19 protein-coding genes are annotated in these 25,540 nt (G+C 53.8%); 4 read left to right on the forward strand and 15 right to left on the reverse strand.

Features of this window, described 5'->3' with window-relative positions:
* Positions 1-30 precede the first annotated feature (30 nt).
* The 10 genes from ACOTX1_RS03950 to ACOTX1_RS03995 form a co-directional block, all read right to left on the reverse strand.
* Positions 31-1,260, reverse strand: a complete 1,230-nt coding sequence (locus tag ACOTX1_RS03950) for a winged helix-turn-helix domain-containing protein (RefSeq protein WP_022650726.1) — start codon at positions 1,258-1,260, stop codon at positions 31-33.
* A 43-nt stretch (positions 1,261-1,303) separates the two neighbouring features.
* The gene (gene lpxK / locus ACOTX1_RS03955) at positions 1,304-2,281 is read right to left on the reverse strand and encodes a tetraacyldisaccharide 4'-kinase (RefSeq protein WP_023315755.1); all 978 of its coding nucleotides are present in this window, start codon (positions 2,279-2,281) and stop codon (positions 1,304-1,306) included.
* Complete coding sequence (gene msbA / locus ACOTX1_RS03960; RefSeq protein ID WP_023315754.1) at positions 2,278-4,026, reverse strand: lipid A ABC transporter ATP-binding protein/permease MsbA; 1,749 nt, start codon at positions 4,024-4,026, stop codon at positions 2,278-2,280. The genes lpxK and msbA overlap by 4 nt, the downstream gene beginning before the upstream one ends.
* A 36-nt stretch (positions 4,027-4,062) precedes the next feature.
* Positions 4,063-6,327, reverse strand: a complete 2,265-nt coding sequence (locus ACOTX1_RS03965) for a ComEC family protein (protein ID WP_023315753.1) — start codon at positions 6,325-6,327, stop codon at positions 4,063-4,065.
* 211 nt (positions 6,328-6,538) lie between these two features.
* Complete coding sequence (ihfB, locus tag ACOTX1_RS03970; RefSeq protein ID WP_003858233.1) at positions 6,539-6,826, reverse strand: integration host factor subunit beta; 288 nt, start codon at positions 6,824-6,826, stop codon at positions 6,539-6,541.
* A 170-nt stretch (positions 6,827-6,996) separates the two neighbouring features.
* Positions 6,997-8,670, reverse strand: coding sequence for a 30S ribosomal protein S1 (rpsA, locus tag ACOTX1_RS03975; protein ID WP_003858235.1), 1,674 nt, complete (start codon positions 8,668-8,670; stop codon positions 6,997-6,999).
* Positions 8,671-8,781: 111 nt separating this feature from the next.
* Complete coding sequence (cmk, locus tag ACOTX1_RS03980; protein WP_003858236.1) at positions 8,782-9,465, reverse strand: (d)CMP kinase; 684 nt, start codon at positions 9,463-9,465, stop codon at positions 8,782-8,784.
* Positions 9,466-9,650: 185 nt separating this feature from the next.
* Positions 9,651-10,934 carry a 3-phosphoshikimate 1-carboxyvinyltransferase gene (gene aroA / locus ACOTX1_RS03985; protein ID WP_003858238.1) on the reverse strand — a complete coding sequence of 428 codons (1,284 nt, stop codon included), beginning with the start codon at positions 10,932-10,934 and terminating at the stop codon, positions 9,651-9,653.
* 68 nt (positions 10,935-11,002) lie between these two features.
* Positions 11,003-12,091, reverse strand: coding sequence for a 3-phosphoserine/phosphohydroxythreonine transaminase (gene serC, locus ACOTX1_RS03990; protein ID WP_023315752.1), 1,089 nt, complete (start codon positions 12,089-12,091; stop codon positions 11,003-11,005).
* A 162-nt stretch (positions 12,092-12,253) separates the two neighbouring features.
* Positions 12,254-12,946, reverse strand: a complete 693-nt coding sequence (locus ACOTX1_RS03995) for a DUF421 domain-containing protein (protein ID WP_003858241.1) — start codon at positions 12,944-12,946, stop codon at positions 12,254-12,256.
* A gap of 127 nt (positions 12,947-13,073) precedes the next feature.
* Here ACOTX1_RS03995 and ycaO point away from each other — a divergent pair, with 127 nt between their 5' ends.
* The 4 genes from ycaO (at position 13,074) to pflA (ending at position 19,375) form a co-directional block, all read left to right on the forward strand.
* Positions 13,074-14,834, forward strand: a complete 1,761-nt coding sequence (gene ycaO / locus ACOTX1_RS04000; protein ID WP_023315751.1) for a 30S ribosomal protein S12 methylthiotransferase accessory factor YcaO — start codon at positions 13,074-13,076, stop codon at positions 14,832-14,834.
* 405 nt (positions 14,835-15,239) lie between these two features.
* Entirely contained in the window at positions 15,240-16,097 is an 858-nt protein-coding gene (focA, locus tag ACOTX1_RS04005) for a formate transporter FocA (RefSeq protein WP_017384832.1), read from the forward strand.
* 51 nt (positions 16,098-16,148) lie between these two features.
* Entirely contained in the window at positions 16,149-18,431 is a 2,283-nt protein-coding gene (gene pflB / locus ACOTX1_RS04010) for a formate C-acetyltransferase (protein WP_023315750.1), read from the forward strand.
* Between the two features lie 203 nt (positions 18,432-18,634).
* Positions 18,635-19,375: a pyruvate formate lyase 1-activating protein gene (pflA, locus tag ACOTX1_RS04015; protein ID WP_023315749.1), complete on the forward strand. Its 741-nt coding sequence runs from the start codon at positions 18,635-18,637 to the stop codon at positions 19,373-19,375.
* Between the two features lie 36 nt (positions 19,376-19,411).
* Here pflA and ACOTX1_RS04020 read toward each other — a convergent pair whose 3' ends face one another.
* The 5 genes from ACOTX1_RS04020 to dmsA all read right to left on the reverse strand — a co-directional run bounded on the left by ACOTX1_RS04020 (position 19,412) and on the right by dmsA (position 25,417).
* Positions 19,412-19,933 (reverse strand): anti-virulence regulator CigR family protein, encoded by a 522-nt coding sequence (locus tag ACOTX1_RS04020; protein ID WP_022650721.1) that lies wholly within the window; start codon positions 19,931-19,933, stop codon positions 19,412-19,414.
* Positions 19,934-20,056: 123 nt separating this feature from the next.
* The gene (locus tag ACOTX1_RS04025; RefSeq protein WP_003858254.1) at positions 20,057-21,205 is read right to left on the reverse strand and encodes an MFS transporter; all 1,149 of its coding nucleotides are present in this window, start codon (positions 21,203-21,205) and stop codon (positions 20,057-20,059) included.
* Positions 21,206-21,479: 274 nt separating this feature from the next.
* Entirely contained in the window at positions 21,480-22,343 is an 864-nt protein-coding gene (locus ACOTX1_RS04030) for a dimethyl sulfoxide reductase anchor subunit family protein (protein ID WP_003858256.1), read from the reverse strand.
* Position 22,344: 1 nt separating this feature from the next.
* Complete coding sequence (locus tag ACOTX1_RS04035) at positions 22,345-22,962, reverse strand: DMSO/selenate family reductase complex B subunit (protein ID WP_017384545.1); 618 nt, start codon at positions 22,960-22,962, stop codon at positions 22,345-22,347.
* A gap of 10 nt (positions 22,963-22,972) precedes the next feature.
* Positions 22,973-25,417, reverse strand: a complete 2,445-nt coding sequence (dmsA, locus tag ACOTX1_RS04040; protein WP_022650720.1) for a dimethylsulfoxide reductase subunit A — start codon at positions 25,415-25,417, stop codon at positions 22,973-22,975.
* Between the last annotated feature and the right edge of the window lie 123 nt (positions 25,418-25,540).

Genomic DNA, 25,540 nt, shown 5'->3' on the forward strand with positions numbered 1-25,540 from the left:
GTAATCGCTAAAGCTTATCACATTCCCTTTTCAGGGAGTGTCTGTTTCCCAGCCATCTCGACAGGTCGCAAACAGCTCCACAGGCACGCGACCGAGTACAATTTCATGCGCCCCCTGCCAGCGCGCAAATTCACTGAGCGCAGTCGTTAACCCTTTTTCCAGGCCAGCCGTCACCTTTATGCCCTCTTCCAGCCAGAGCGCGATAATTTCAAGCATGCCGGTTTTACGGTGCATTTTAGCGTCCATGCGCCCGACAAGCTGTCCTTTGTGCAGCAGCGGCAAAACAAAATAACCATACTGACGCCTGGGCGCCGGGGTGTAGCATTCCAGACGGTAGCTGAAATCAAACAGCTGTTCGGCCCGCTTTCTGTCCCAGACAACGGGGTCGAACGGCGACAGCACGGCACTGTGGGTCGCCTGGAGTTTGCCCTCCTGCGCCTGCGCCAGCAGAGGGAACAAATCCGCATGCAGCCACATTTCACCTAACGACTCTACCGAGACCGGCATAACGCGCTGTTCGCGCTGCCACGTTTCGAGCAGTGGTTTTAGCTGCGGCTGACGCAGACGATAATAATCCGCCAGCCACTGCGGGCGGAAGATGCCAAGGCTGCGGGCGCTGTTCCCGAGCATGATGGCTTCGGCTACCTCCTGAGACAGCAGGTCACGCGTATCGTCCCAGTGAGGCATAACGCGGTGCGTGAGGTCATAGACGCGCTGAAAGTTGCGGCGCTCGACCACCATCACTTTGCCCGACGTAAACAGCCCTTCAAGATGGCGTTTGTGCGGTTTCCACTCCCACCATCCGCTGGCGCCTTTTCGCGGGTGTTCAAAATCCGCGGAGCGTACCGGACCGTTTTTCTGAATATGGGCAATCAGTTGTTCTATTTCATCCGCGTGTTCCACCATCCACTCCTGGCGGTATTTCCAGCCCATTTTGTCCGGGGCGAGCATGCGGTGACGCACCAGTGCAAAATCGCTGCGCGGGAGAAAACAGGCTTCATGCGCCCAGTATTCCATCAGTTCGCCCTGACTCAGCGCATTATCCAGCCACTGCGGAGGATAGTTTCCCAGGCGGCTAAACAGGACCAGATACGGGCTACGCGCCACGATGTTAATGGTGTCGATTTGCAGCAACGACATGCGTTGCACGGTAGAGAGGATATCAGCTGGCTGCGCGCGGCGGCGGGGCTTTTTTAGAAGCCCCTGGGCGGCAAGATGCAGGTTTCGTGCGGCTGCAAGTGAGAGTTGCGGTAGAGACATGCGTTTTCCTGTCAGTCAAAGCGCCACCGGAACCGCGTAGAAGTTACTGCACTAACGCGAGCAGTTCCTTGAGCAAATGTTCCGGCTGTTCGCCGCTGAGTTCAGCGTCAACCGGCAGATACCACCAGTTTTCTTTCGCAAAGGCCCGGCATTTTACCGCGTCTTTTTCCGTCATGATCAGCGTCTGGCCCGGCGCTGCCAGCCTTTCAACCTCTTCGGCAACTAATGCCTGGTGATCGGCCAGCGGCACCCGTTTATCAAGCTTTGCGCCGCACTTCTCCAGCGTTGCGAAGAAACGCGGCGGATGACCTATACCGGCCATCGCAACCAGATGTTCCAGTTGCGCGACGTCTTTACGCTCGCCGGTCAGCATATTTACGGCCTGTCCGGGACGAAGAAGCATCGGGATTTCGCTCGCTCTGGCTTCACCACCGTTCACAATCACGGCATCAACGGTTTTCAGGCGCGACGCACGCTCGCGCATTGGACCGGCTGGAAGCCACCAGCCGTTGCCAAAACGCCGCACACCGTCAATGACCACGATCTCTTTGTCACGCGCCAGCGCGTAATGCTGCAAACCATCATCGGTAATGATGATTTGTACATCATGCTCCGCAAGCAGTGCCTTCACGGCATCACTGCGCACCGGCGATACCGCAACCGGCGCGCCGGTACGCTGGTAAATCAGTACCGGCTCATCACCGGCTTCAGCGGTTGTCGTAGCTGGGCTCAGCACCAGTGGATACTGCGCCGCTTTACCACCGTAACCGCGTGAGACAACTCCCGGGCGGATACCGCGCCTCTGGAGCTGCTCTGCCAGCCAGATCACCACCGGGGTTTTGCCGTTTCCACCCGCCGTCAGGTTGCCGACCACCACCACCGGTACCGGTGCGCGCCAGGCGCGCTTGATCCCGAGGCGGTAAAGCAGACGAATAGCACCGCTCACCAGGCCATACAGCCAGGAGAGCGGGAGAAGCAGCACCCACAGAGGGGATTCACCCGACCAGATGCGTGCAATCATTGACCGAACTGCATTTTATGAAGCTGCGCGTAAACACCACGCTGTTCCAGCAGGTCCGCATGGCTGCCGCGTTCAACGATCACGCCATCTTCCACCACCACGATTTCGTCAGCCTGTTCGATGGTCGACAGACGGTGCGCGATAACCAGCGAGGTACGGTTTTTCTGTAATTCATCCAGAGCAGACTGGATAGCGCGTTCAGATTCCGTATCCAGTGCGGACGTTGCTTCATCGAGGATCAGAATCGGGCTGTTGCGCAGCAGCGCACGGGCAATCGCGATACGCTGACGCTGACCACCAGAGAGCAGCACCCCGTTTTCGCCAATGATCGTATCCAGACCGTTATCCATTTTGTTAATGAAGTCCATCGCATAGGCCATACGCGCCGCATTCTCAATCTCTTCACGGCTGTACTCTTCGGTACGGGCATACGCAATGTTGTTCGCCACCGTATCGTTGAACAGATGCACGTTCTGCGAGACCAGCGCAACCTGGTTACGCAGCGAATGGAGGGTATATTCCCGCAGGTCGTGACCATCAAGCAGGATCTCGCCCTGGTCGATATCGTAGAAACGGGTAATCAGGCTGGCTATGGTCGACTTGCCCGAACCGGAACGACCAACCAGCGCGACGGTTTTACCCGCCGGGATGGACAGGCTGATATCACGCAGCGCCGGCACTTCACGGCCTGGATAGGTAAAGGTCACGTTACGGAATTCCAGGTCGCCTTTAGCGCGCTCGATCACGCGTGTACCTTCATCTTTTTCCTGTTCGGAATCGAGGATGCTGAACAGCGTCTGACAGGCTGCCATCCCGCGCTGGAACTGGGCGTTGACGTTAGTCAGCGATTTCAGCGGACGCATCAGCGCGATCATGGATGAGAACACCACGGTAATGGTACCCGCAGTCAGGGTTTCCATGACGCTCGGGAAGCTTGCGGCATACAGGACGAAGGCCAGGGCCAGAGAGGCAATCAGCTGAATGATCGGATCGGAAATCGACGAGGCCGATACCATTTTCATCCCTTGCAGACGCATTCTGTTGCTGACCTTGTCAAAGCGTTTGGTTTCGACTTCCTGACCGCCGAAGATCAACACTTCCTTATGGCCTTTCAGCATCTGCTCGGCGCTGGTAGTCACCTGCCCCATCGTATTCTGCATATTTTTACTGATGTTGCGAAAACGCTTTGATACCACGCGGATCGCGATGGAGACAATCGGCGCCAGCACAATAAGGATCAACGACAGTTGCCAGCTGTAATAGAACATCATCGCGAACAGGCCGATGATGGATGCGCCTTCACGCACAACGGTAATCAGTGCGCTGGAAGAGGACGACGCAACCTGCTCTGAATCGTAGGTAATACGCGACAGCAGGGTACCGGTTGACTGCTTGTCAAAGAATGAGACCGGCATCCCCATCATATGGCTGAATAACCGACGGCGCATGGTCATCACCACTTTACCGGATACCCAGGAGATGCAGTAGCTGGATACATAGCTGGAGATTCCGCGTAAGATCATCAGCCCAATAACCACCAGCGGCATCCATAGCAGCACTGAACGATCCGTTTTACCGAAACCGTCATCCAGTAACGGTTTGAGAAGCGATAACATAAACGTATCGCTGGCTGCGTTGAGGATTAACGCTACGCCCGCCACGATCAAGCCTGCTTTGAAAGGAGCAATCATCGGCCAGAGCCGGCGGAACGTTTGCCACGTGGAGAGATCTTTGTCGTTATGCATTCAAAAAACCAGCATTTGTTGAAATAGCCGCATATTCTACCCGTTATCTACGGGCGCGCCAAACCACTGATGATACCAACGCGGTAAATAGTGTTCACGTAAGCGGCGAATTTGCCGACTTTGGTGCGAAAACGTCACAGATATCTGTCCGGACTGCGGAGTATCAAGCCAGAGATATCCCTCAGTTCGATAGCGCCTGACTACTTTGATGGAAGGGAAACGCCACGCGTTATAGCGGGCCATCGAGGCCAGCGAAACCTGTCCCTCCACGCGCTGTAGCAGCGGTGTTGAAGATGACGTGTTACTTCCATGATGCGGCACCTGAATCAGTGTAGACGCTAGTTGACGCCAGCGGTGGCTCAGCATTGCCAGTTCTGCCTGCCCTTCAATATCTCCGGTCAGTAAAACGCTTTGTTCGCCGTCATCGATTTTTACCACGCAGGAGCGGTTGTTACCTTTTGCCGAGGTATTTTCGGGTGGCCAGTGCACGGAGAACGTTAAACCCTGCCACTGCCATCGCTCTCCACGAAAGCAAGGAAGATGCCCGGCCCAGGATAAGGGACTTCTGATCCACATTGCGGGCCAGGCAGCTTTTAGCGATGCCAGTCCCCCCGCGTGGTCGAGATGTTCATGGCTCAGGATCACCCCTTCCGGCCTCAGATGATGCCAGCGTAGCCAGGGGATAATCAGCTGCTGCCCGCTGTCCCCACCGGGCCATGCCAACCCAGTGTCATACAGAATGGCCTTCCCGTGACGCTCAATGACCATCGCCAGCCCCTGCCCTACATCCAGCATATGCAGGGACCAGCTGTCTGTTTTGGCCCTGTGCCAGAGGGGAAATGCCAGCACCACGCTGCCTGCCAGACAGACTGCGGGTACTGCGCTGAAGGCCCTGAATCGCCAGCCAATGATCAGCAGCCATGGCAGTAACGTCAGGTATTGCCAGCGTTCATCAACGTCCTGCCAGCCATTCGGTAAACGCATCAATAGCCAGAAAAGCCCTGCCAGAGATTTATCGGCAGCCAGCCAGACGATACTTTCCAGCGTCGCCACCGGAAACAGATGCAGAAACATGCCGAGCAGGATCAGCGGAACTGAGATAAACGTGACCAGAGGAACGGCAAACAGATTCGCCGCCAGCGAGGAGAGACTGAAACCATGGAAAATCAGCACCTGAAGCGGCAACAGAAGCAGCAGCATACCGACCTGCAAATACAACAGCGTAACCAGCGGCCGCAGGCACCGGCCACGTTGCCAGAGCGGGAGAGGCAACCACTGATACCAAAAAATAAGCGCGGCGACCGCAAACGCTGATAGCGCCAGGCTTTGTGACAGGACCGCCAGTGGATCGAAAACCAAGATCGCCGCCACGCAGGTAAGCCATACCTGCCAGGGCGACCACTGGCGACCACTCATTTTTAATGCCGCCAGTACCACAAGCGCGATAGCCGTGCGCAGCGCAGGCGGCTGTAAGCCTGTTAGCCATGCGTAAAACGCGGCAAAAATCAGCCCTGCCAGCAAGGGGATTTGCCAGATAATCCAGCGGCCCGGCAGGAAGAACTGGATGCCTCGCGCCAGAAACCAGATGACAGAAGCGGCCAGCGCAATATGCAATCCCGAGATTGCCATCAGATGCATCGTTCCGGTCTCACGCATCAGGTTTTTTATCTCCCGCGAGACCGACAGCCGCTCCCCCATTCCCAGCCCCAGTATCACGGGTCCCCACTGATATGCTGAAAGCGTACTCTGTAGTGATGTCAGGTACTGCGCACGCAGGCTACAGCCTTCGTCAACGAGCGCCGCATGGGTAAACCGTCCACTCAGCGTCTGATGTCGGGCAAAGGCATTTTTCTGTGAATCATAGCCGCCATCGTTGAGTTCTCCGTGTACCGCCCTGAGCCGCAGGGTCATTGCCCAGCGTTGACCCACGCAGACGTTTTGCGGCAGATAGTTGCCATACAGCGCCACGCCCATGGCAGCCCACACACGTTCTCCATTGAGGCTGATAATCCTTCCCTGATGCATCGTTGCGCCGTCCGTTGCGGTAATGACCACCTCGGCCTGCTGCGGAACTTTCGTTAAATGGTTCATCGGCCACACGCTTTCCTGAGCGGCCAGGATCCCCCAGCACATAAAAAGCAATGCGAGGCCTGAAAACCTGAGCCATTTTCTCTGCTGTACTGATAACGCAATTCCTGCGGCAATCAGCAACCAGACAATATGCAAATCTGGCAAAACGGGTAACCAATATAGCGGGATTATGGCCAGAATGGCGCACATACTGATAACGTGGATCCTCATCTTCACCTCCATGTTTCAGGCGATTATGCGGCGGGACTATGCGTCGTCAGATAGAAAAGGCGTGATTTACAGCGGACGCTGCAACGTTTTTTAGCGTTTACAGTAAAGAGAAAATTTAAATGCGGCGCGTATTCAGAAATGCAGGGGCGGGATACAAAAAAAGCACCCTAAGGTGCTTTCTTTAAACTCAGTTTAACCCTGATGATTAAACTCAGTTACCGTAAATGTTGGCGCGATCGCGCAGTTCTTTACCCGGCTTAAAGTGCGGAACATACTTTCCTTCCAGCTCCACTTTATCGCCAGTCTTCGGGTTACGCCCGGTACGTGGTGCACGATAGTGCAGGGAAAAACTACCGAAACCGCGGATTTCAATGCGCTCGCCCTGGGCAAGAGTGGTAGCCATATGCTCCAGCATCTCTTTAACGGCATCTTCCACAGCCTTGGCAGGGATATGCGGTTGCTGACTGGCAAGTCTTTCAATCAATTCTGACTTGGTCATGATTCCTCCGGTTCCTTTCAAACCCATTAGCTGAACAGCTTATTAAACAAGGGCGGCCGTAGCCGCCCTTTGTTATTGATTACAGGACGAATCCTGCAATCTGTCAAGTCTGCTCTCCATCCTTCGCGCTGTAAATGCGTTACAGCTCAAATGATGGTGCGAACCTGAACTTACTCGCCTTTAGCTGCTTTGAAAGCTTCAGCCATTGCGTTGTTAGAGAAGTTTGCATCTTCCTGTTTGTTCACAGTTGCGATTGCATCTTTCTCATCAGCTTCGTCTTTAGCACGAACAGACAGGCTGATTGCACGGTTCTTACGGTCAACACCGGTGAACTTAGCTTCAACGTCGTCACCAACGCTCAGAACCAGAGTTGCATCTTCAACGCGGTCACGTGAAGCTTCGGAAGCGCGCAGGTAACCTTCAACGCCGTCAGCCAGTTCTACGGTTGCGCCTTTAGCGTCAACAGCAGTCACTTTACCGTTTACGATTGCGCCTTTCTTGTTCAGTGCAACCCAGTTGTTGAACGGATCTTCTGCAAGCTGTTTAACGCCCAGGGAGATACGCTCACGCTCTGCGTCAACTTGCAGAACAACTGCTGCGATTTCGTCGCCTTTTTTGTATTCACGAACTGCTTCTTCGCCTGCAACGTTCCAGGAGATGTCAGACAGGTGAACCAGGCCATCGATGCCGCCGTCCAGGCCGATGAAGATACCGAAGTCAGTGATAGACTTGATTTTACCTTCAACACGGTCACCCTTGTTGTGGGTTTCCGCGAACTGCTGCCATGGGTTGTTTTTGCACTGCTTCAGGCCCAGGGAGATACGACGACGTTCTTCGTCGATATCCAGAACCATCACTTCCACTACATCACCAACGTTAACAACTTTGGATGGGTGGATGTTTTTGTTGGTCCAGTCCATTTCGGAAACGTGCACCAGACCTTCAACGCCTTCTTCGATTTCAACGAAGCAGCCGTAGTCAGTCAGGTTGGTTACGCGACCAGTCAGTTTAGTACCTTCTGGGTAACGCTTAGCGATAGCTACCCATGGATCTTCGCCCAGCTGTTTCAGGCCGAGGGATACACGAGTACGCTCGCGGTCGAACTTCAGCACTTTAACAGTAATTTCGTCGCCCACGTTCACGATTTCGCTTGGGTGCTTAACGCGTTTCCACGCCATGTCGGTGATGTGCAGCAGGCCATCAACGCCGCCCAGGTCAACGAATGCGCCGTAGTCAGTGAGGTTCTTAACGATACCTTTGACTTCCATGCCTTCCTGCAGGTTTTCCAGCAGCTGATCGCGTTCTGCGCTGTTTTCGGATTCGATAACGGCACGACGGGAAACAACAACGTTGTTACGCTTCTGGTCCAGCTTGATTACTTTGAACTCAAGCTCTTTGCCTTCGAGGTGCAGGGTGTCACGGACTGGACGAACGTCTACCAGAGAACCTGGCAGGAACGCACGAATACCATTCAGCTCAACAGTGAAGCCACCTTTAACTTTGCCGTTGATAACACCGACCACAGTTTCAGCTTCTTCGTAAGCTTTTTCCAGCGTGATCCATGCTTCGTGACGTTTAGCTTTCTCACGAGACAGCAGGGTTTCGCCGAAGCCGTCTTCTACTGCGTCCAGAGCAACGTCAACTTCGTCACCTACCTGGATTTCCAGCTCGCCCTGGGCGTTTTTGAACTGCTCAGCCGGGATGGCAGACTCAGATTTCAGACCGGCGTCAACCAGTACAACGTCTTTGTCGATAGCAACAACAACGCCACGAACGATGGAACCCGGACGGGTTTCGATTTCTTTTAAGGATTCTTCAAACAGTTGAGCAAAAGATTCAGTCATGTTTAATCTTCAGGTTAATATTAACGTCCACCTGGCTCCGTGCCGGATGGGGTTGTTTCACATACCCGCCGTCAATCCATTGCAGCGGGGGTACTGCTAAATCGGTCGCGATTACGCGAGTGCCAGTTTTTGGCGCGCATATTGTAGCGCTTTTTCAATCACTTGCTCAATAGTTAAACTGGTTGAATCCAGCACTAATGCGTCTTGCGCGGGAACAAGTGGTGCGACGGCGCGGTTACGATCGCGGTCATCGCGCTCTTTTATCTCGGATAAAAGGCGATCAAAGTTAACACTAAACCCCTTTTCCTGCAACTGAAGCATGCGGCGATGGGCACGTTCTTCTGAAGAGGCGTCAAGGAAAATTTTCACTGGCGCATCAGGGAATACCACGGTTCCCATGTCGCGGCCGTCGGCGATCAGCCCCGGCGCTTCACGGAAACCGCGCTGGCGACGTAACAGCGCTTCACGAACGCGTGGGAAAGCCGCCACCTGAGAGGCCGCATTGGCCACTTCCTGGGTACGGATTTCACCGCTGACATCTTCCCCTTCCAGGATCACTTCAAGGTTGCCATCGGTGGAGACAAAGCGCACATCCAGATGCGCAGCCAGCGGTACCAGCGCTTCTTCAGACGCAACATCCACATGATGATGCAGCGCAGCCAGCGCCAGCACGCGATAGATTGCTCCCGAATCTAAAAGATGCCATTGCAATGCTTCCGCCATCGCTTTGCACAGAGTACCTTTCCCTGCGCCACTTGGCCCATCAATGGTGATTACCGGGGCAATTGCCGTCATCTTTTTCTCCTTAATTAAGGCATACCGTTTACATGAACGCCGCGCATTATACGCGCCAACGTGCGCAACTGTTACCTTTGCGTGCAAATTACGGAATGATTGAAGCAGAGTGTAGAAGAAATGAAAGAGGATGAGTGTCAGAAAGCGTAAGGAAATGCCGCATCAGGTGATGCGGCATACGATCATCAGGCCAGGGTGCTAATGCGCGTCAGCTGTTCGAAGTAGTCCGGGAACGTTTTTGCCGTACACTTCGGATCAAGGATAGTGACTGGCGTATCTGACAACGCCACCAGCGAGAAACACATCGCCATGCGGTGATCGTTGTAGGTGCCAATTTCTGCAAATTGCAGTTTTGCCGGCGGCGTGACGCGAATGTAGTCTTCGCCCTCTTCTACCTCGGCCCCCACTTTACGCAGCTCGGTTGCCATCGCGAACAGGCGGTCCGTCTCTTTCACACGCCAGTTGTAAATGTTTCGCAGCGTGGTGGTGCCTTTCGCAAACAGCGCAGCGGTAGCAATGGTCATCGCCGCATCCGGAATATGGTTCATATCCATATCAATGGCGTTCAGCTCACCGTGGGTACAGGAGATGAAGTCATCGCCCCAGGTCACCACCGCGCCCATTTTTTCCAGTACGTCAGCAAAACGGATATCGCCCTGCACGCTGTTGCGGCCAATGCCCGTCACTTTTACCGTACCGCCTTTAATCGCACCTGCGGCAAGGAAATAGGAGGCGGAGGAAGCATCGCCTTCAACCAGGTAGTGGCCCGGGGACTGATACTGCTGCGCTCCGCGCACCACGAAGCGCTGATAAGACTGGTTTTCCACCTCAACACCAAAGGTGTTCATCAGGTGCAGGGTGATATCAATGTACGGCTTAGAAACCAGGTCGCCTTTAATGCTGATAACGGTGTCCTGTGGTGCCAGCGGTGCGGTCATCAGCAGCGCAGTCAGGAACTGACTGGAAACGCTACCGTCAACCTCAACATTGCCGCCAGTGAATCCCCCGCGCAGACGCAGGGGCGGGTAATTTTCCTGCTCAAGATAATCAATCTGCGCGCCGCCCTGGCGCAGGGCATCCACCAGATGGCCGATCGGACGCTCTTTCATTCGCGGCTCACCGGTCAGCACAATATCGTTACTCCCCAGACACAGCGCAGCGGCCAGAGGACGCATCGCGGTACCGGCGTTACCCAGGAAAAGCTCCAGCGCTTCAGCAGAATGTAACGCGCCGCCGTTACCAGTGACTTCACAACGGGTACGATCGTCAGACAGCGCGTACTGAACGCCCAACGCTTTCAGTGCATTGAGCATATGGCGCACGTCATCGCTGTCCAGCAGATTAGTGAGGACGGTGGTGCCGTTTGCCAGAGCTGCCAGCAGCAGAGCGCGGTTCGAGACACTTTTTGAACCAGGCAGATTAATGGTGCCATCTACCCGCGCGATAGGTTGTAACGTCAGGGATTCCATGAAACTCAACTCTCAACTCAACATAATAAAAACCCCGCAGGAACGCTGCGGGGGTGAAAAACAGCCAATTAACCGTGACGACGTTCGAAGTCGATCATGAAATCAGTCAGGGCTTTAACGCCTTCCAGCGGCATGGCGTTATAGATAGAGGCGCGCATCCCGCCTACCACACGATGGCCTTTCAGCGCATGCAGACCCGCCGCGAAGGACTCTTCCAGGAACACGTTATCCAGGTTGCTGTCCGCCAGCTGGAACGGCACGTTCATGCGCGAACGGTTAGTTTTGGCGACATCGTTACGGTAGAAATCGCTCTTGTCGATCACGCCGTACAGCAGTTCAGCCTTTTGCTGATTGATCTTATCCATCTGCGCCACACCGCCTTTTTGCTTCAGCCATTTGAAGACCAGGCCGGAGAGATACCAGGCAAACGTTGGTGGGGTGTTGAACATGGAATCGTTGTCGTTCAGGACAGTGTAATCCAGAATTGACGGGCAAGACTTATGGGCTTTCCCCAGCAGGTCTTCACGCACGATAACGATTGTCAGGCCCGCAGGACCGATGTTTTTCTGGGCACCCGCGTAGATGACGCCGTAGCGGCTGACATCCAGCGGGGTGGACAGAATGGTTGAAGAGAGGTCCGCCGTCACAATGACATTTTCGCCAAAGTCTGGCTCTTCGTGAATGGCAATACCGTCGATGGTTTCGTTCGGGCAGTAGTGAAGATACGCGGCGTTGTCAGAAAGCTGCCACTCACTCATCGGCTTCACGGCGCGCAGACCGTCAACGGTCACTTTGGCATCGATGACATTCGGCGTGCAATATTTATGCGCTTCTTTTACCGCACTGGCCGCCCAGTAGCCCGCATCAACGTAATCAGCGGTGGTTTTGTCGCCCAGCAGATTGAGCGGGATACCCGCAAACTGGCCGCGTCCACCGCCGTGACAGAACAATACTTTGTAGTTCGAGGGAATATTCAGCAGATCGCGAAAATCCTTTTCTGCCTCTTCCGCCACCTGAATAAACGCTTTACCCCGGTGGCTGACTTCCATCACCGACGTACCCAGACCGTTCCAGTCACACAGCTCCTGTTGAGCCTGTTTGAGCACATCTGTCGGTAACATTGCCGGACCTGAACTGAAATTAAAGACTTGAGCCATTTCCCCTCACCACGCTAAAAGCCATAAGTTATAACTGTGGATATCGGTTTTATCATTCAGTGACACGCGCCGCAATGTCTAAAACTGATGGCCGAAGAAATGTGTCACTCGTCACACAATACAATCTGCCGTACCGTTGTCACAAAACCGACAAAATCGCTGTCAGGTGATGCGTTTAGCCCGGCTAACCTTCGTCCATTCTGGATTCGTACAGCGGGGGCATAATTGATGATCGCCCGCCTGCATGACCACCACATGACTACATTTTATGCAGGCATACTCCCCCGCTTCAGGTACAGTTTTGTATCGCTCGATGAGCATATCCGGCAGGATGCACAGACCGGGCTTCACCTCATCGTCGGGATAGTAATAAACGCTGATTTGACCATTCGTTTCCATAATCGCCAGACGCACCTGCCCCAGTTGCTCAACACTGCTCAGACGGAGTTCCATAAAGAACTCAAACTCCGTCATATTGGCGCTTTGCACATTCTCCCAGGCCAGTTGACCATCTTCGACAATCACCACCGGCTTCCCTTCGAGCAGATCTTCAAGTTTCTCACTTTTCGACATCAGCCACATGACCAGCCGGTACAGCAGTGCAAGCGTCACAAAGACGATAAAGACCGGCACCATAGGCACATCGTCATAAAAGGCAACATCCCCCGCCGCCGACCCCAGCGTCAGGATAATCAGTACTTCAAACAGCGACATCTGCCGCACGCCGCGACGTCCGGTGATTTTCAGAAACAGGAAGACGAGTACAAAGGTGTAAAGGCTACGCAACGCCACTTCGCCTAAAAACTCAGGCGGGACTTTATCAAACGCCATCCGCTGGAGATCAAATGCTTTCATTTTTCTATGCCTTAACAGTAGGTTACTGCTTATAAGCATAGCCCAGCCATTTATTTTCGCCGGAGATAGCACCCGTCACGCAAAACCCGTATCATTGCGCGCTTTACGTACGATAAAAGTGAACGCCATGACTCAAACGTTTATCCCCGGCAAAGACGCCGCTCTGGAAGATTCCATCGCTCGCTTCCAGCAGAAACTGACCGACCTGGGCTTTAATATCGAAGAAGCCTCCTGGCTGAATCCGGTGCCTCACGTCTGGTCCGTGCATATTCGCGACAAAGACTGTGCGCTGTGCTTTACCAACGGTAAAGGCGCGACCAAAAAAGCGGCGCTGGCCTCTGCGCTGGGTGAGTATTTTGAGCGTCTGTCCACCAACTACTTCTTCGCCGACTTCTGGCTGGGCGAAACTATCGCCAACGGTCCGTTCGTTCACTACCCGAACGAAAAATGGTTCCCGCTGACCGAAAACGATGAACTGCCGGAAGGCATTCTCGATGCCCGCCTGCGCGCGTTCTACGATCCGGAAAACGAGCTGACCGGCAGCATGCTGATCGACCTGCAATCCGGCAATGAGGATCGTGGGATCTGCACCCTGCCGTTCACCCGTCAGTCTGACGAGCAGACCGTTTATATCCCGATGAACATCGTCGGCAACCTGTATGTGTCCAACGGCATGTCTGCCGGTAATACCCGCAACGAAGCGCGCGTGCAGGGGTTGTCTGAAGTTTTCGAGCGTCACATCAAAAACCGCATTATTGCTGAATCCATCAGCCTGCCGGAGATCCCGGCTGACGTGCTGGCGCGCTACCCGGGCGTGGTGGAATCCATCGCCAAACTGGAAGCAGAAGGTTTCCCAATCTTTGCTTATGACGGCTCTCTGGGCGGCAAATATCCGGTTATCTGCGTAGTGCTGTTCAACCCGGCCAACGGCACCTGCTTCGCCTCCTTCGGCGCGCACCCTGACTTCGGCGTGGCGCTGGAGCGTACCGTGACCGAACTGCTGCAAGGTCGTAGCCTGAAAGATCTCGACGTGTTTACGCCGCCGACCTTTGATGACGAAGAGGTCGCCGAGCACACCAACCTCGAAACGCACTTCATCGACTCCAGCGGTTTGATCTCCTGGGATATGTTCAAACAGGACGCGGACTATCCGTTCGTGGACTGGAGCTTTGCCGGTACGACGGAAGAAGAGTTCGCCACCCTGATGGCGATCTTCCACGCGGAAGATCAGGAAGTCTACATTGCCGACTATGAACATCTCGGCGTTTACGCGTGCCGTATTATTGTGCCAGGTATGTCGGACATTTATCCGGCAGAAGATCTGTGGCTGGCAAACAACAGCATGGGCGCGCATCTGCGTGAAACCCTGCTGGCCCTGCCAGGCAGCGAGTGGGATAAAGAAGATTATCTGAACCTGATCGCCCAGCTGGACGAAGAAGGTCACGATGATTTCACCCGCGTACGCGAACTGCTGGGTCTGGCGACCGGAAAAGATAACGGCTGGTACACCCTGCGCATCGGCGAGCTGAAAGCGATGCTGGCGCTGGCGGGCGGCGATCTGGATCAGGCTTTGGCCTGGACCGAGTGGACGATGGAGTTTAACCAGTCCGTCTTCTCCGCCGAGCGCACTAATTATTACCGTTGCCTGCAAACGCTGCTCCTGCTTTCTCAGGAAGACGACCGCGAGCCATTGCAGTATCTGAACGCCTTTGTGCGCATGTACGGTGCGGATGCCGTTGAAGCTGCCAGCGCGGCGCTGAGCGGTGAAGAACCATTCTACGGCCTGCAAGCGGTTGACAGCGATCTGAAAGCCTTCCCGGCGCATCAGTCACTGCTGAATGCGTATGAAAAATTGCAGAAGGCAAAAGCCGCTTACTGGTCAAAATAAGCGCATATAACATTAATGGCTGTAGGCGTATTCAATCGCCTGAGCTATATTACGGGGCAATTTCATTGCCCCTTTTTTTTATTTTTCCGCAATGACGTTTAATTGTAATAATTAAGTTAACCACGGGTAAATATAAAAACGCTTACCTGAGCTTTACTGTTACTAATTATAATAAATACTCCATTTTAATTAACTGTTCCATGGGAGGCTGAAGGAAAAAATTCAACTCTTTTCATAACTTTTAAAATTTATTTTTATACGGATAATCAAATACTTACTCCGCTTTTGCTGTAAAACGATACACACTGCGGGCCTATAAGCCAGGCGAGATATGATCTATATCAATTTCTCTTCTATAATGCTTTGTTAGTATCTCGTCGCCGACTTAATAAAGAGAGAGTTAGTGTGAAAGCTGACAACCCTTTTGATCTATTACTCCCCGCTGCGATGGCGAAAGTTGCCGAAGAAGCGGGTGTCTACAAAGCCACGAAACATCCGATGACGACGTTCTTTCTGGCCATTACGGCTGGGGTGTTCATCTCCATCGCTTTCGTCTTCTATATCACAGCCACCACCGGCACTGCCGGTATGCCTTTCGGCATAGCGAAACTGATTGGTGGTATTTGCTTCTCACTGGGCCTGATTCTCTGCGTCATCTGCGGCGCCGACCTCTTCACCTCAACGGTGCTGATTGTTGTGGCAAAAGCCAGCGGAAGAATTACCTGGGGTCAACTGGGGCGCAACTGGCTCAACGTTTACGTTGGCAACCTGATTGGCTGTCTGCTCTTTGTTCTGTTGATGTGGCTCTCTGGCGAGTATATGACCGCCAACGGCGGCTGGGGGCTTAACGTCCTGCAAACCGCCGACCACAAAATGCACCATACATTTATCGAAGCCGTTGCTCTCGGCATCCTCGCAAACCTGATGGTCTGCCTGGCGGTCTGGATGAGCTACTCTGGTCGTAGCCTGATGGATAAAGCCATGATTATGGTTCTGCCGGTTGCGATGTTTGTTGCCAGCGGCTTTGAGCACAGTATTGCGAATATGTTCATGATCCCGATGGGGATTGTTATCCGCAACTTTGCAAGCCCGGAGTTCTGGACTGCTGTAGGTTCAACCCCGGAAAGTTTTTCACACCTGACGATTATGAACTTCATTACTGATAACCTGATCCCCGTCACTATCGGGAACATTATCGGTGGGGGTCTGTTAGTTGGGTTGACATACTGGGTCATTTACCTGCGTGGCGGCGATCATCATTAATGGTTGTCTCAGGCAGTAAATAAAAAATCCACTTAAGAAGGTAGGTGTTACATGTCCGAGCTTAATGAAAAGTTAGCCACAGCCTGGGAAGGTTTTACGAAAGGTGACTGGCAGAATGAAGTCAACGTCCGTGACTTTATTCAGAAAAACTATACCCCGTATGAAGGTGACGAATCCTTCCTGGCTGGTGCGACTGACGCAACCACCAAGCTGTGGGACAGCGTAATGGAAGGCGTTAAACTGGAAAACCGCACTCACGCGCCAGTTGATTTTGACACCTCCGTTGCTTCTACCATCACTTCTCACGATGCTGGCTACATCAATAAAGCCCTTGAGAAAATTGTTGGTCTGCAAACTGAAGCACCACTGAAACGCGCAATCATCCCGTTCGGTGGTATCAAAATGGTTGAAGGTTCCTGCAAAGCGTATAATCGCGAGCTGGACCCAATGCTGAAAAAAATCTTCACCGAATACCGCAAAACCCATAACCAGGGCGTATTCGATGTTTACACCAAAGACATTCTGAACTGCCGTAAATCTGGCGTTCTGACCGGTCTGCCAGATGCCTATGGCCGTGGCCGTATCATCGGTGACTACCGTCGCGTTGCGCTGTACGGTATCGACTTCCTGATGAAAGACAAATACGCGCAGTTCGTCTCTCTCCAGTCTGACCTGGAAAACGGCGTAAACCTGGAAGCGACTATCCGTCTGCGTGAAGAGATCGCTGAACAGCACCGTGCGCTGGGTCAGATCAAAGAGATGGCGGCTAAATACGGCTGCGATATCTCTGGTCCTGCTACCAACGCTCAGGAAGCTATCCAGTGGACCTACTTCGGCTACCTGGCCGCAGTTAAGTCTCAGAACGGTGCAGCAATGTCCTTCGGCCGCGTATCCACCTTCCTGGATGCGTACATCGAACGTGACCTGAAAGCAGGCAAAATCACCGAACAAGACGCTCAGGAAATGATTGACCACCTGGTCATGAAACTGCGTATGGTTCGCTTCCTGCGTACCCCAGAATATGATGAGCTGTTCTCTGGTGACCCAATCTGGGCAACCGAATCTATCGGCGGTATGGGCGTAGATGGCCGTACTCTGGTAACCAAAAACAGCTTCCGTTTCCTGAACACCCTGTACACCATGGGTCCTTCTCCGGAGCCGAACATCACCGTTCTGTGGTCTGAAAAACTGCCTCTGAACTTCAAGAAATTCGCCGCTAAAGTGTCCATCGACACCTCCTCTCTGCAATATGAGAACGATGACCTGATGCGTCCTGACTTCAACAACGATGACTACGCTATCGCTTGCTGCGTAAGTCCAATGGTTGTTGGTAAGCAAATGCAGTTCTTCGGTGCGCGTGCAAACCTGGCGAAAACCATGCTGTACGCAATCAACGGCGGCGTTGATGAAAAACTGAAAATGCAGGTTGGTCCTAAGTCTGAACCGATCAAAGGCGACGTGCTGAACTATGACGAAGTCATGGATCGCATGGATCACTTCATGGACTGGCTGGCTAAACAGTACGTGACCGCGCTGAATGTTATCCACTACATGCACGACAAGTACAGCTACGAAGCCTCTCTGATGGCGCTGCATGACCGTGACGTCATTCGCACCATGGCATGTGGTATCGCAGGTCTGTCCGTTGCGGCTGACTCCCTGTCTGCAATCAAATATGCGAAAGTTAAACCAATTCGTGACGAAGATGGTCTGGCTATCGACTTCGAAATCGAAGGCGAATATCCGCAGTTTGGTAACAATGACGCTCGCGTTGATGACATGGCGGTTGACCTGGTAGAACGTTTCATGAAGAAAATTCAGAAACTCACTACCTATCGTAACGCTATCCCGACTCAGTCTGTTCTGACCATCACCTCTAACGTTGTGTATGGTAAGAAAACCGGTAACACCCCAGACGGTCGTCGTGCTGGCGCGCCATTCGGCCCAGGTGCTAACCCAATGCACGGTCGTGACCAGAAAGGTGCGGTTGCCTCTCTGACCTCCGTTGCTAAACTGCCGTTTGCTTACGCGAAAGATGGTATCTCTTACACCTTCTCTATCGTGCCAAACGCGCTGGGTAAAGACGACGAAGTGCGTAAAACTAACCTCGCGGGTCTGATGGATGGTTACTTCCACCACGAAGCGTCCATCGAAGGTGGTCAGCACCTGAACGTGAACGTGATGAACCGTGAAATGCTGCTCGATGCGATGGAACACCCTGAGAAATATCCTCAGCTGACCATCCGCGTATCTGGCTACGCAGTACGTTTTAACTCCCTGACGAAAGAACAGCAGCAGGACGTTATTACCCGTACTTTCACTCAGTCCATGTAAGTGGAATTGACTGAAATCACGCGTTAAAAAGCGTACAATAAAGGCTCCACGCAAGTGGGGCCTTTTTAACACCCTCGCTTCATCAGTCTCTTTTGTCCGCTATCTATACTTAATGGATAACAGCCAAAACAGACTCGACATAGCCTTTGAGCTGTGCATCTACATAGGCCCCCGGATGGGCCAAATTCGGAGATATCACCGCAATGTCAATTATTGGTCGTATTCACTCCTTTGAATCCTGTGGCACCGTCGATGGCCCGGGGATCCGCTTTATCACTTTCTTCCAGGGCTGCCTGATGCGCTGCCTGTACTGCCATAACCGTGACACCTGGGACAGCCATGGAGGTAAAGAAGTCACCGTAGAAGATCTGATGAAAGAGGTGGTGACCTATCGCCACTTTATGAACGCGTCCGGCGGTGGCGTGACGGCATCCGGCGGTGAAGCCATTCTTCAGGCTGAATTTGTGCGCGACTGGTTCCGCGCCTGCCACAAAGAAGGCATTCATACCTGCCTCGACACCAACGGCTTTGTGCGCCGTTACGATCCAGTTATTGATGAACTGCTTGAAGTGACCGATCTGGTCATGCTCGATCTCAAGCAGATGAACGATGAGATCCACCAGAATCTGGTTGGCGTCTCGAACCACCGTACCCTGGAATTTGCCAAATACATTGCCAACAAAGGCGTCAAGACCTGGATCCGCTACGTGGTGGTGCCGGGCTGGTCAGATGATGATGACTCTGCACATCGTCTGGGTGAATTTACCCGGGATATGGGTAACGTGGAGAAAATCGAACTCCTGCCCTATCACGAGCTGGGTAAACATAAATGGGTGGCGATGGGTGAAGAGTACAAGCTCGATGGCGTGAAGCCGCCGAAAAAAGAGACGATGGAGCGCGTCAAAGGTATTCTTGAGCAGTATGGCCACAAGGTCATGTATTAACGAAAAGGCCCGGTGAAAACCGGGCCTTTTTATATTCTATTTAAAGACGCCGTTAATAACGGAAGTCACAATCGCTGTACTCAGCGCAATTAAGACCAGGTCGTCACCTACCACGCGCCATTCATAGCCCGGATAGGAAGGAAGCTGACCCAGCATATCGGCTGGCACGGTTTTCTTCGCAATGCCCGGAGGCAGTGGCTTACCGCGCGCCAGGTTTTTCGCAATACCCGGAGGCAGAGAGTCGTAGCCCGTTAAGCCGTAATTCAGGGCCAGATGGCGGGCATGATCGAAGCTTACGCGAGCATCCACATCATTACCGACATCTTTGCTGTTTTTAAAGCTCTTATCCGATTTCCCAGGGTTATCCTGACCGTTATTGTGCTTATTACCATGGTTACCAGAGTTCCCGTTACCATGATTGCCGCTATTACCTTGTCCGCCACCGTTTCCGTGACCACCGCCATTCCCGTTACCAGGATTAGCCATGGCCGGAGCCGTTGCAAACGTTAAAGCCAACACTACGGCAAGTGCGGTAGTGGAAAAACGACGAGTAGACATGATGGCTGCCTTTTAGTGGGAGAACTCATTGGAATTATCGCCAGGCAGTAAAAACTCACAATCAGTAAAAGTCTTATATGTGACAGGGACAAAAAAGCCTGTCATCGACAGGCTTTTAATAAATCAGGCATGGGCCACTGGCGTTGGATGTTCGCCCACTTTGCGCAGCAGCATTAGCAGATAAATAAACGACACGCTGGCGATCATAATAAACAGCAGATTATCAGAATAATTTTGCATGAGCATAGCGGTAAAAGTCGGCCCCAGTAAACTGCCGATAGTGTAACTCAGCAATAAAGCCTGGTTCATCGCCACCAGCTGGTGATGCTCAACTTTCTCACAGGCCCACGCCATCGCGACCGGATAGAGCGTAAAGCCCGCAGCCCCCAGAATGAACAGCGCGGGCGCCATCGCGGCGTTGCTGAGCATGGCGAGACAGCCCATGATGACCACGAAGACCTGAACGCGCAGCACCAGCAGACGACCAAAGCGGTCCGCCAGGCGGCCAATCGGCCACTGGCCGACAATCCCCGCGCTGACCATCACCGCCATCCAGAAACCGATCCCGGAATCACTGACGCCCTGATGGTTAAGATAGAGCGGCATCAGGCCATAGAGCGAGCCCAGCACAATCCCGGAAATAATGCAGCCGTTAACCCCCAGACGCGCCTGGCGCAGTCTCAGCATCGGCCAGACGTGGGTGGCTTCCTGATGTTCGCTGTTTTGATTCACAATACGGGTAAAGAGCAGCGGCAGGATCGCCGCCAGCACCATGCCCGTCACCCACGGCAGCACGCTCATCAGGTCGGTTGGCAGTTTGCTGACCATCAGCTGTCCCAGAACGGTACCGACGTAGTAAACCATCATATAGGCCGCCAGCAGACGCCCGCGATTACGGGACGTGCCGCTGCACATCAGCGCACTTTCAACCACCACCCAGATCATGGCGCAGCCGACGCCCGCAATAAAGCGCCAGACCATCCAGCTCCAGAAGCCGACCATAAGGCCTAAACCGGCGCAGCCGACGGCAAAGATCAGCGACGCCAGATAATAACTGCGGTTAAAACCAAAGCGCTTAATAAGGCTGCCCGTTAATAAGGTGCCCAGCAGATTGCCCGTAAAAAAGGACGAGCTAACCATACCCACCTGCCAGGTCGGTAAGTTTTCATGGGCGAGCCATAGCGGGACGAGTGTGTTTAACACCGCGATCGCCAGGGTCAGCAAAAGCAGGCCACAGAGCAACAAAAGCACCGGGCGGGTATAGGTGGTCATGGATTAAAAACCGTGAGGAAGTTCAGATTTCGTGCGCATCATGCCACTGGCAAAAACAAAGTCAATCCACCGATTCAGGCGTCACGCACGTTATGCGCCTTGTCGATTTAAAAAACTCATCCTGCTAATGCAAAGCCCGCTACTGATATTAATTATCTATTTGTTTTTATTTATTTCCGGGAATTTTTACAACGAAACATCAGTCGAAAAATTTCATGAATGAAAAAAGAAAAGCCGGGCGCTATGTCCCGGCTTTTTATAACAAAATCTAAAATTAGCTGGCGATAGCCAGACCGACCGTCATATGCAGACCATAAAATACGCCGCGACCAATTAACTCCCCTGCCAGCACCAGTACAAAGGCCAGGGACAGTAACGGCAGCGCAGGCGAGTAACCTTTAAGCTGAGGGGCAATCCAGCACACCAGCGCAGCCGTCAGCAGCACCACACGCCAGGCCATCAGCGAACCGTAATCCGGCACCAGCGCCGAAGCCTGCTGGATAGAGCTGTGAATGGTCGCCAGCTCCGCTCCCTGCATGAGCGCGACAACGGTACTGATTACCAGCGCCAGCAGCGAGACCGCGGGCAGCAGGCGCATCGCCCAACCATTAATGCCAGCCACGCGCAGCAGCAGATAACCCAGCAGGGGCCCGCCAATAAACATGGTCAGGAAGAAGCTCATCGGCGTCCAGACGCTGTACCAGGTTGGAACCGTATCAATTGTGTTGTACACCCTGACCATCATCCAGACGAAGACAACGCCCAGTACCATAGTGACGATGAGCCACAACGCGCGTAACCCTGACGGCAGCTTTTTCACCGCTGCCAGTAACCACCCCAGCCCGCCAACGGCAAAGAAGATTGCGCCGCTGGCAATCTCGTTACTCAGCGAAGAGGCACCTACGCGGTTCAGGGAGTTAAACGCGCGCATCGGTGAGCCCAGGTGCAGCGTAGAGGCGATAAACCCAATGCCCATCAACACCCACAGGCCAAACATGCTTAACACTAAACGCTGCTGCTGTTCAGTATTGAGGTTCCCTTTTAACAGCGCCAGCGCAAGAACGATAAACCCGCCCGCCACGCACTGCCCAAAGACCGTGAAGATCATCAGCGGCCATTCATGCCATCCACTTCCCATCTCACACCTCCTTCGGGTTTGCCAGGTAGCCGGTGGTGTCCCCCGTCGGACGGCTGTTGGCGTTAGGTTTAATCACAATACTCGGCTTTGTGAAGTGCGCAGACGGCAGCGGCGCGACGGCAGCAAGCTGGCCGTGTTTTTTGCGCAGCTCCTCAATCGGGCCAAAGTCCAGCGCGCGCAGCGGGCAGGATTCGACGCAGATGGGCTTTTTGCCGTCCGCCACCCGGCTGTGGCAGCCGTCGCACTTGGTCATGTGGCCTTTGGCGGCATTGTACTGCGGCGCGCCGTACGGGCAGGCCATGTGGCAGTAGCGACAGCCGATGCAGACATCCTCGTCCACCACCACAAAACCGTCGTCGCGCTTGTGCATTGCCCCGCTCGGGCAGACCTTGGTGCAGGCCGGATCTTCGCAGTGGTTGCAGGCAATCGACAGGTAATAGGCGAAGACATTCTGATGCCAGACGCCGTTATCCTCCTGCCAGTCGCCGCCCGCGTATTCATAAATACGACGGAAGCTAACGTCCGGGGTCAGATCTTTGTAATCCTTGCAGGCCAGCTCGCAGGTTTTGCACCCGGTGCAGCGGCTGGAATCAATAAAAAATCCATACTGGGTTGTCATCGGTTACTCCTTACGCCTTTTCAACCTGAACGAGGTTTGTGTGGGATGGGTTGCCCTTCGCCAGCGGCGATGGACGCTGCGTAGTGAGAACGTTGATGCAGCCCGCCTGATCGATACGGTTCGCATCCGGGTTATACCAGGCCCCTTCCCCCAGCGCGACAACGCCAGGCATCATACGCGGAGTCACTTTAGCTTCGATATGCACTTCACCACGTCCGTTGAAGATACGTACGCGATCGCCATTACTAATGCCGCGCGCTTTCGCATCCATCGGGTTGATCCACATCTCCTGTCGGCAGGCCGCTTTCAGTACGTCAACGTTGCCGTAGGTGGAGTGAACACGCGCTTTGTAGTGGAAACCAGTCAACTGAAGCGGGAATTTCTCCGTCAGCGGATCGTTGTAGTTTTCGAAGCCTGGCGTATAAATCGGCAGCGGATCGATAACGTCCCCTTCCGGCAATTCCCACGTTGCGGCAATTTTTGCCAGCTCTTCGGAGTAGATCTCGATTTTGCCCGACGGCGTGGTCAGCGGATTGGCCTGCGGATCGTCGCGGAAGGCTTTATACGCCACGTGATGCCCTTCCGGATCGCGCTGCTTGTACATGCCCTGCTTGCGGAAGGTATCGAAGTCCGGCAGGTCAGGAATGGCTTTGCGGGAAAGCTCGTGCAGATGGCGCATCCACCCTTCCTGAGTACGTCCTTCAGTGAACTGCTGCTCAACGCCAAGACGTTTCGCCAGCTCGGAAGTCATCTCATAGATGGTTTTGCACTCGAAGCGCGGTTTGATGGCCTGGTCAGTGAAGATCACATAGGACATGTTGCCGCAGGAGGCATCCAGCGCGAAATCCATCTGCTCAGACGCGGTGCAGTCTGGGAGCAGAATATCGGCATACTTTGCCGATGAGGTCATGTGGCAGTCGATCACCACAATCATTTCGCACTTCTTGTCGTCCTGCAAAATTTCATGGGTGCGGTTGATCTCAGAGTGCTGGTTGATCAGGCAGTTACCGGCATAGTTCCAGATCATTTTGATCGGCACGTCCAGCTTATCTTTGCCCCGAACACCGTCGCGCAGCGCAGTCATTTCCGGGCCGCGCTCGATCGCGTCTGTCCACATAAACATGGAGATGCTGGTCTGAACCGGGTTATCCAGCGTTGGCATACGTTCAAACGGTACTTCATACGAGCCTTCACGCGCCCCGCTATTACCGCCGTGAATACCGACGTTGCCAGTCAGAATCGAGAGCATAGAAATAGCGCGGGTGGCAATTTCGCCATTCGCGTGGCGCTGAGGTCCCCAGCCCTGGCTGATATAAGCCGGTTTGGTTGAACCAATTTCACGTGCCAGCTGAACAATACGTTCGACAGGAATGCCGGTGATAGTGGATGCCCACTCTGGGGTTTTCGCCACGCCGTCGCTGCCCTGGCCAAGAATATAGGCTTTATAGTGCCCGTTAGCCGGTGCGCTGGCTGGCAGCGTCTTCTCGTCGTAACCGACGCAGTATTTATCCAGGAACGGCTGGTCGACGAGGTTTTCAGTAATCATTACATACGCCAGCGCATTGACCAGCGCCGCGTCGGTACCAGGGCGGATGGGGATCCACTCGTCTTCACGCCCTGCGCCGGTATCGGTGTAGCGCGGATCGACGATGATCATTCGTGCGTTGGATTTGGCGCGCGCCTGCTCAAGGTAATAGGTTACCCCACCGCCGCTCATGCGCGTTTCGCCCGGGTTGTTGCCGAACAACACCACCAGTTTACTGTTCTCGATATCCGACGGGCTGTTGCCGTCTGCCCAGCCGCCGTAGGTGTAGTTCAGGCCCGCGGCAATCTGTGCGGAAGAGTAGTCGCCGTAATGGTTGAGATAGCCGCCGCAGCAGTTCATCAGGCGCGCTACCAGCGTTTTACCCGGCGGCCAGGAACGGGTCATGGTGCCGCCAAGCGTCCCGGTGCCGTAGTTGAGGTAGATAGATTCGTTGCCGTACTCTTTGATCAGGCGCTGCATGTTGGTCGCGATAATATCGTAGGCTTCGTCCCAGCTAATGCGCTCGAACTTCCCTTCCCCACGCTTACCGACGCGCTTCATTGGGTATTTCAGACGATCCGGGTTATATACGCGACGGCGCATTGAGCGACCACGCAGACAGGCACGAACCTGATGTAACCCTTCGTAGTTATCATCGCCGGTATTGTCGGTTTCGACATATTTGATTTCACCGTCCACCACGTGCATACGCAGTGGGCAGCGGCTACCGCAGTTAACGGTACAGGCACTCCACACCACTTTTTCCGGGGCTGAAGCGGGAGACAGAGCCTCCGCCGCCGACGCCAGTCGGGTAAAGGGGAGCGTAAAGGCGCTGCTGGCAACCGCCAGACCACCTATTGCCGTGGTTTTCATCAACCCACGGCGAGTGACCTCGGCAGCCATTAACGCTTCAGGCGCTTTGATTTTCATAAAGACTCACTTTGGTTGCTCACAAAGAAAAGAGAGGCGGCGCAAACCGCTATGTAGTTTTATTTATAACGAATTACAACGTTATTGGTGTTTTATGCTGACTTTCGTTCGGAGGAGTATTAC

Source organism: Enterobacter cloacae complex sp. IR5401, from assembly GCF_049238425.1.
In the GTDB taxonomy this organism is placed as follows: domain Bacteria; phylum Pseudomonadota; class Gammaproteobacteria; order Enterobacterales; family Enterobacteriaceae; genus Enterobacter; species Enterobacter hormaechei_C.

Coding starts and splice junctions, on each gene's coding strand:
- ACOTX1_RS03950 (WP_022650726.1), bottom strand. CDS start 1,260: ATGTCTCTACCGCAACTCTCACTTGCAGCCGCACGAAACCTGCATCTT.
- lpxK (WP_023315755.1), bottom strand. CDS start 2,281: ATGATTGCACGCATCTGGTCGGGTGAATCCCCTCTGTGGGTGCTGCTT.
- msbA (WP_023315754.1), bottom strand. CDS start 4,026: ATGCATAACGACAAAGATCTCTCCACGTGGCAAACGTTCCGCCGGCTC.
- ACOTX1_RS03965 (WP_023315753.1), bottom strand. CDS start 6,327: ATGAGGATCCACGTTATCAGTATGTGCGCCATTCTGGCCATAATCCCG.
- ihfB (WP_003858233.1), bottom strand. CDS start 6,826: ATGACCAAGTCAGAATTGATTGAAAGACTTGCCAGTCAGCAACCGCAT.
- rpsA (WP_003858235.1), bottom strand. CDS start 8,670: ATGACTGAATCTTTTGCTCAACTGTTTGAAGAATCCTTAAAAGAAATC.
- cmk (WP_003858236.1), bottom strand. CDS start 9,465: ATGACGGCAATTGCCCCGGTAATCACCATTGATGGGCCAAGTGGCGCA.
- aroA (WP_003858238.1), bottom strand. CDS start 10,934: ATGGAATCCCTGACGTTACAACCTATCGCGCGGGTAGATGGCACCATT.
- serC (WP_023315752.1), bottom strand. CDS start 12,091: ATGGCTCAAGTCTTTAATTTCAGTTCAGGTCCGGCAATGTTACCGACA.
- ACOTX1_RS03995 (WP_003858241.1), bottom strand. CDS start 12,946: ATGAAAGCATTTGATCTCCAGCGGATGGCGTTTGATAAAGTCCCGCCT.
- ycaO (WP_023315751.1), top strand. CDS start 13,074: ATGACTCAAACGTTTATCCCCGGCAAAGACGCCGCTCTGGAAGATTCC.
- pflB (WP_023315750.1), top strand. CDS start 16,149: ATGTCCGAGCTTAATGAAAAGTTAGCCACAGCCTGGGAAGGTTTTACG.
- pflA (WP_023315749.1), top strand. CDS start 18,635: ATGTCAATTATTGGTCGTATTCACTCCTTTGAATCCTGTGGCACCGTC.
- ACOTX1_RS04020 (WP_022650721.1), bottom strand. CDS start 19,933: ATGTCTACTCGTCGTTTTTCCACTACCGCACTTGCCGTAGTGTTGGCT.
- ACOTX1_RS04025 (WP_003858254.1), bottom strand. CDS start 21,205: ATGACCACCTATACCCGCCCGGTGCTTTTGTTGCTCTGTGGCCTGCTT.
- ACOTX1_RS04030 (WP_003858256.1), bottom strand. CDS start 22,343: ATGGGAAGTGGATGGCATGAATGGCCGCTGATGATCTTCACGGTCTTT.
- ACOTX1_RS04035 (WP_017384545.1), bottom strand. CDS start 22,962: ATGACAACCCAGTATGGATTTTTTATTGATTCCAGCCGCTGCACCGGG.
- dmsA (WP_022650720.1), bottom strand. CDS start 25,417: ATGAAAATCAAAGCGCCTGAAGCGTTAATGGCTGCCGAGGTCACTCGC.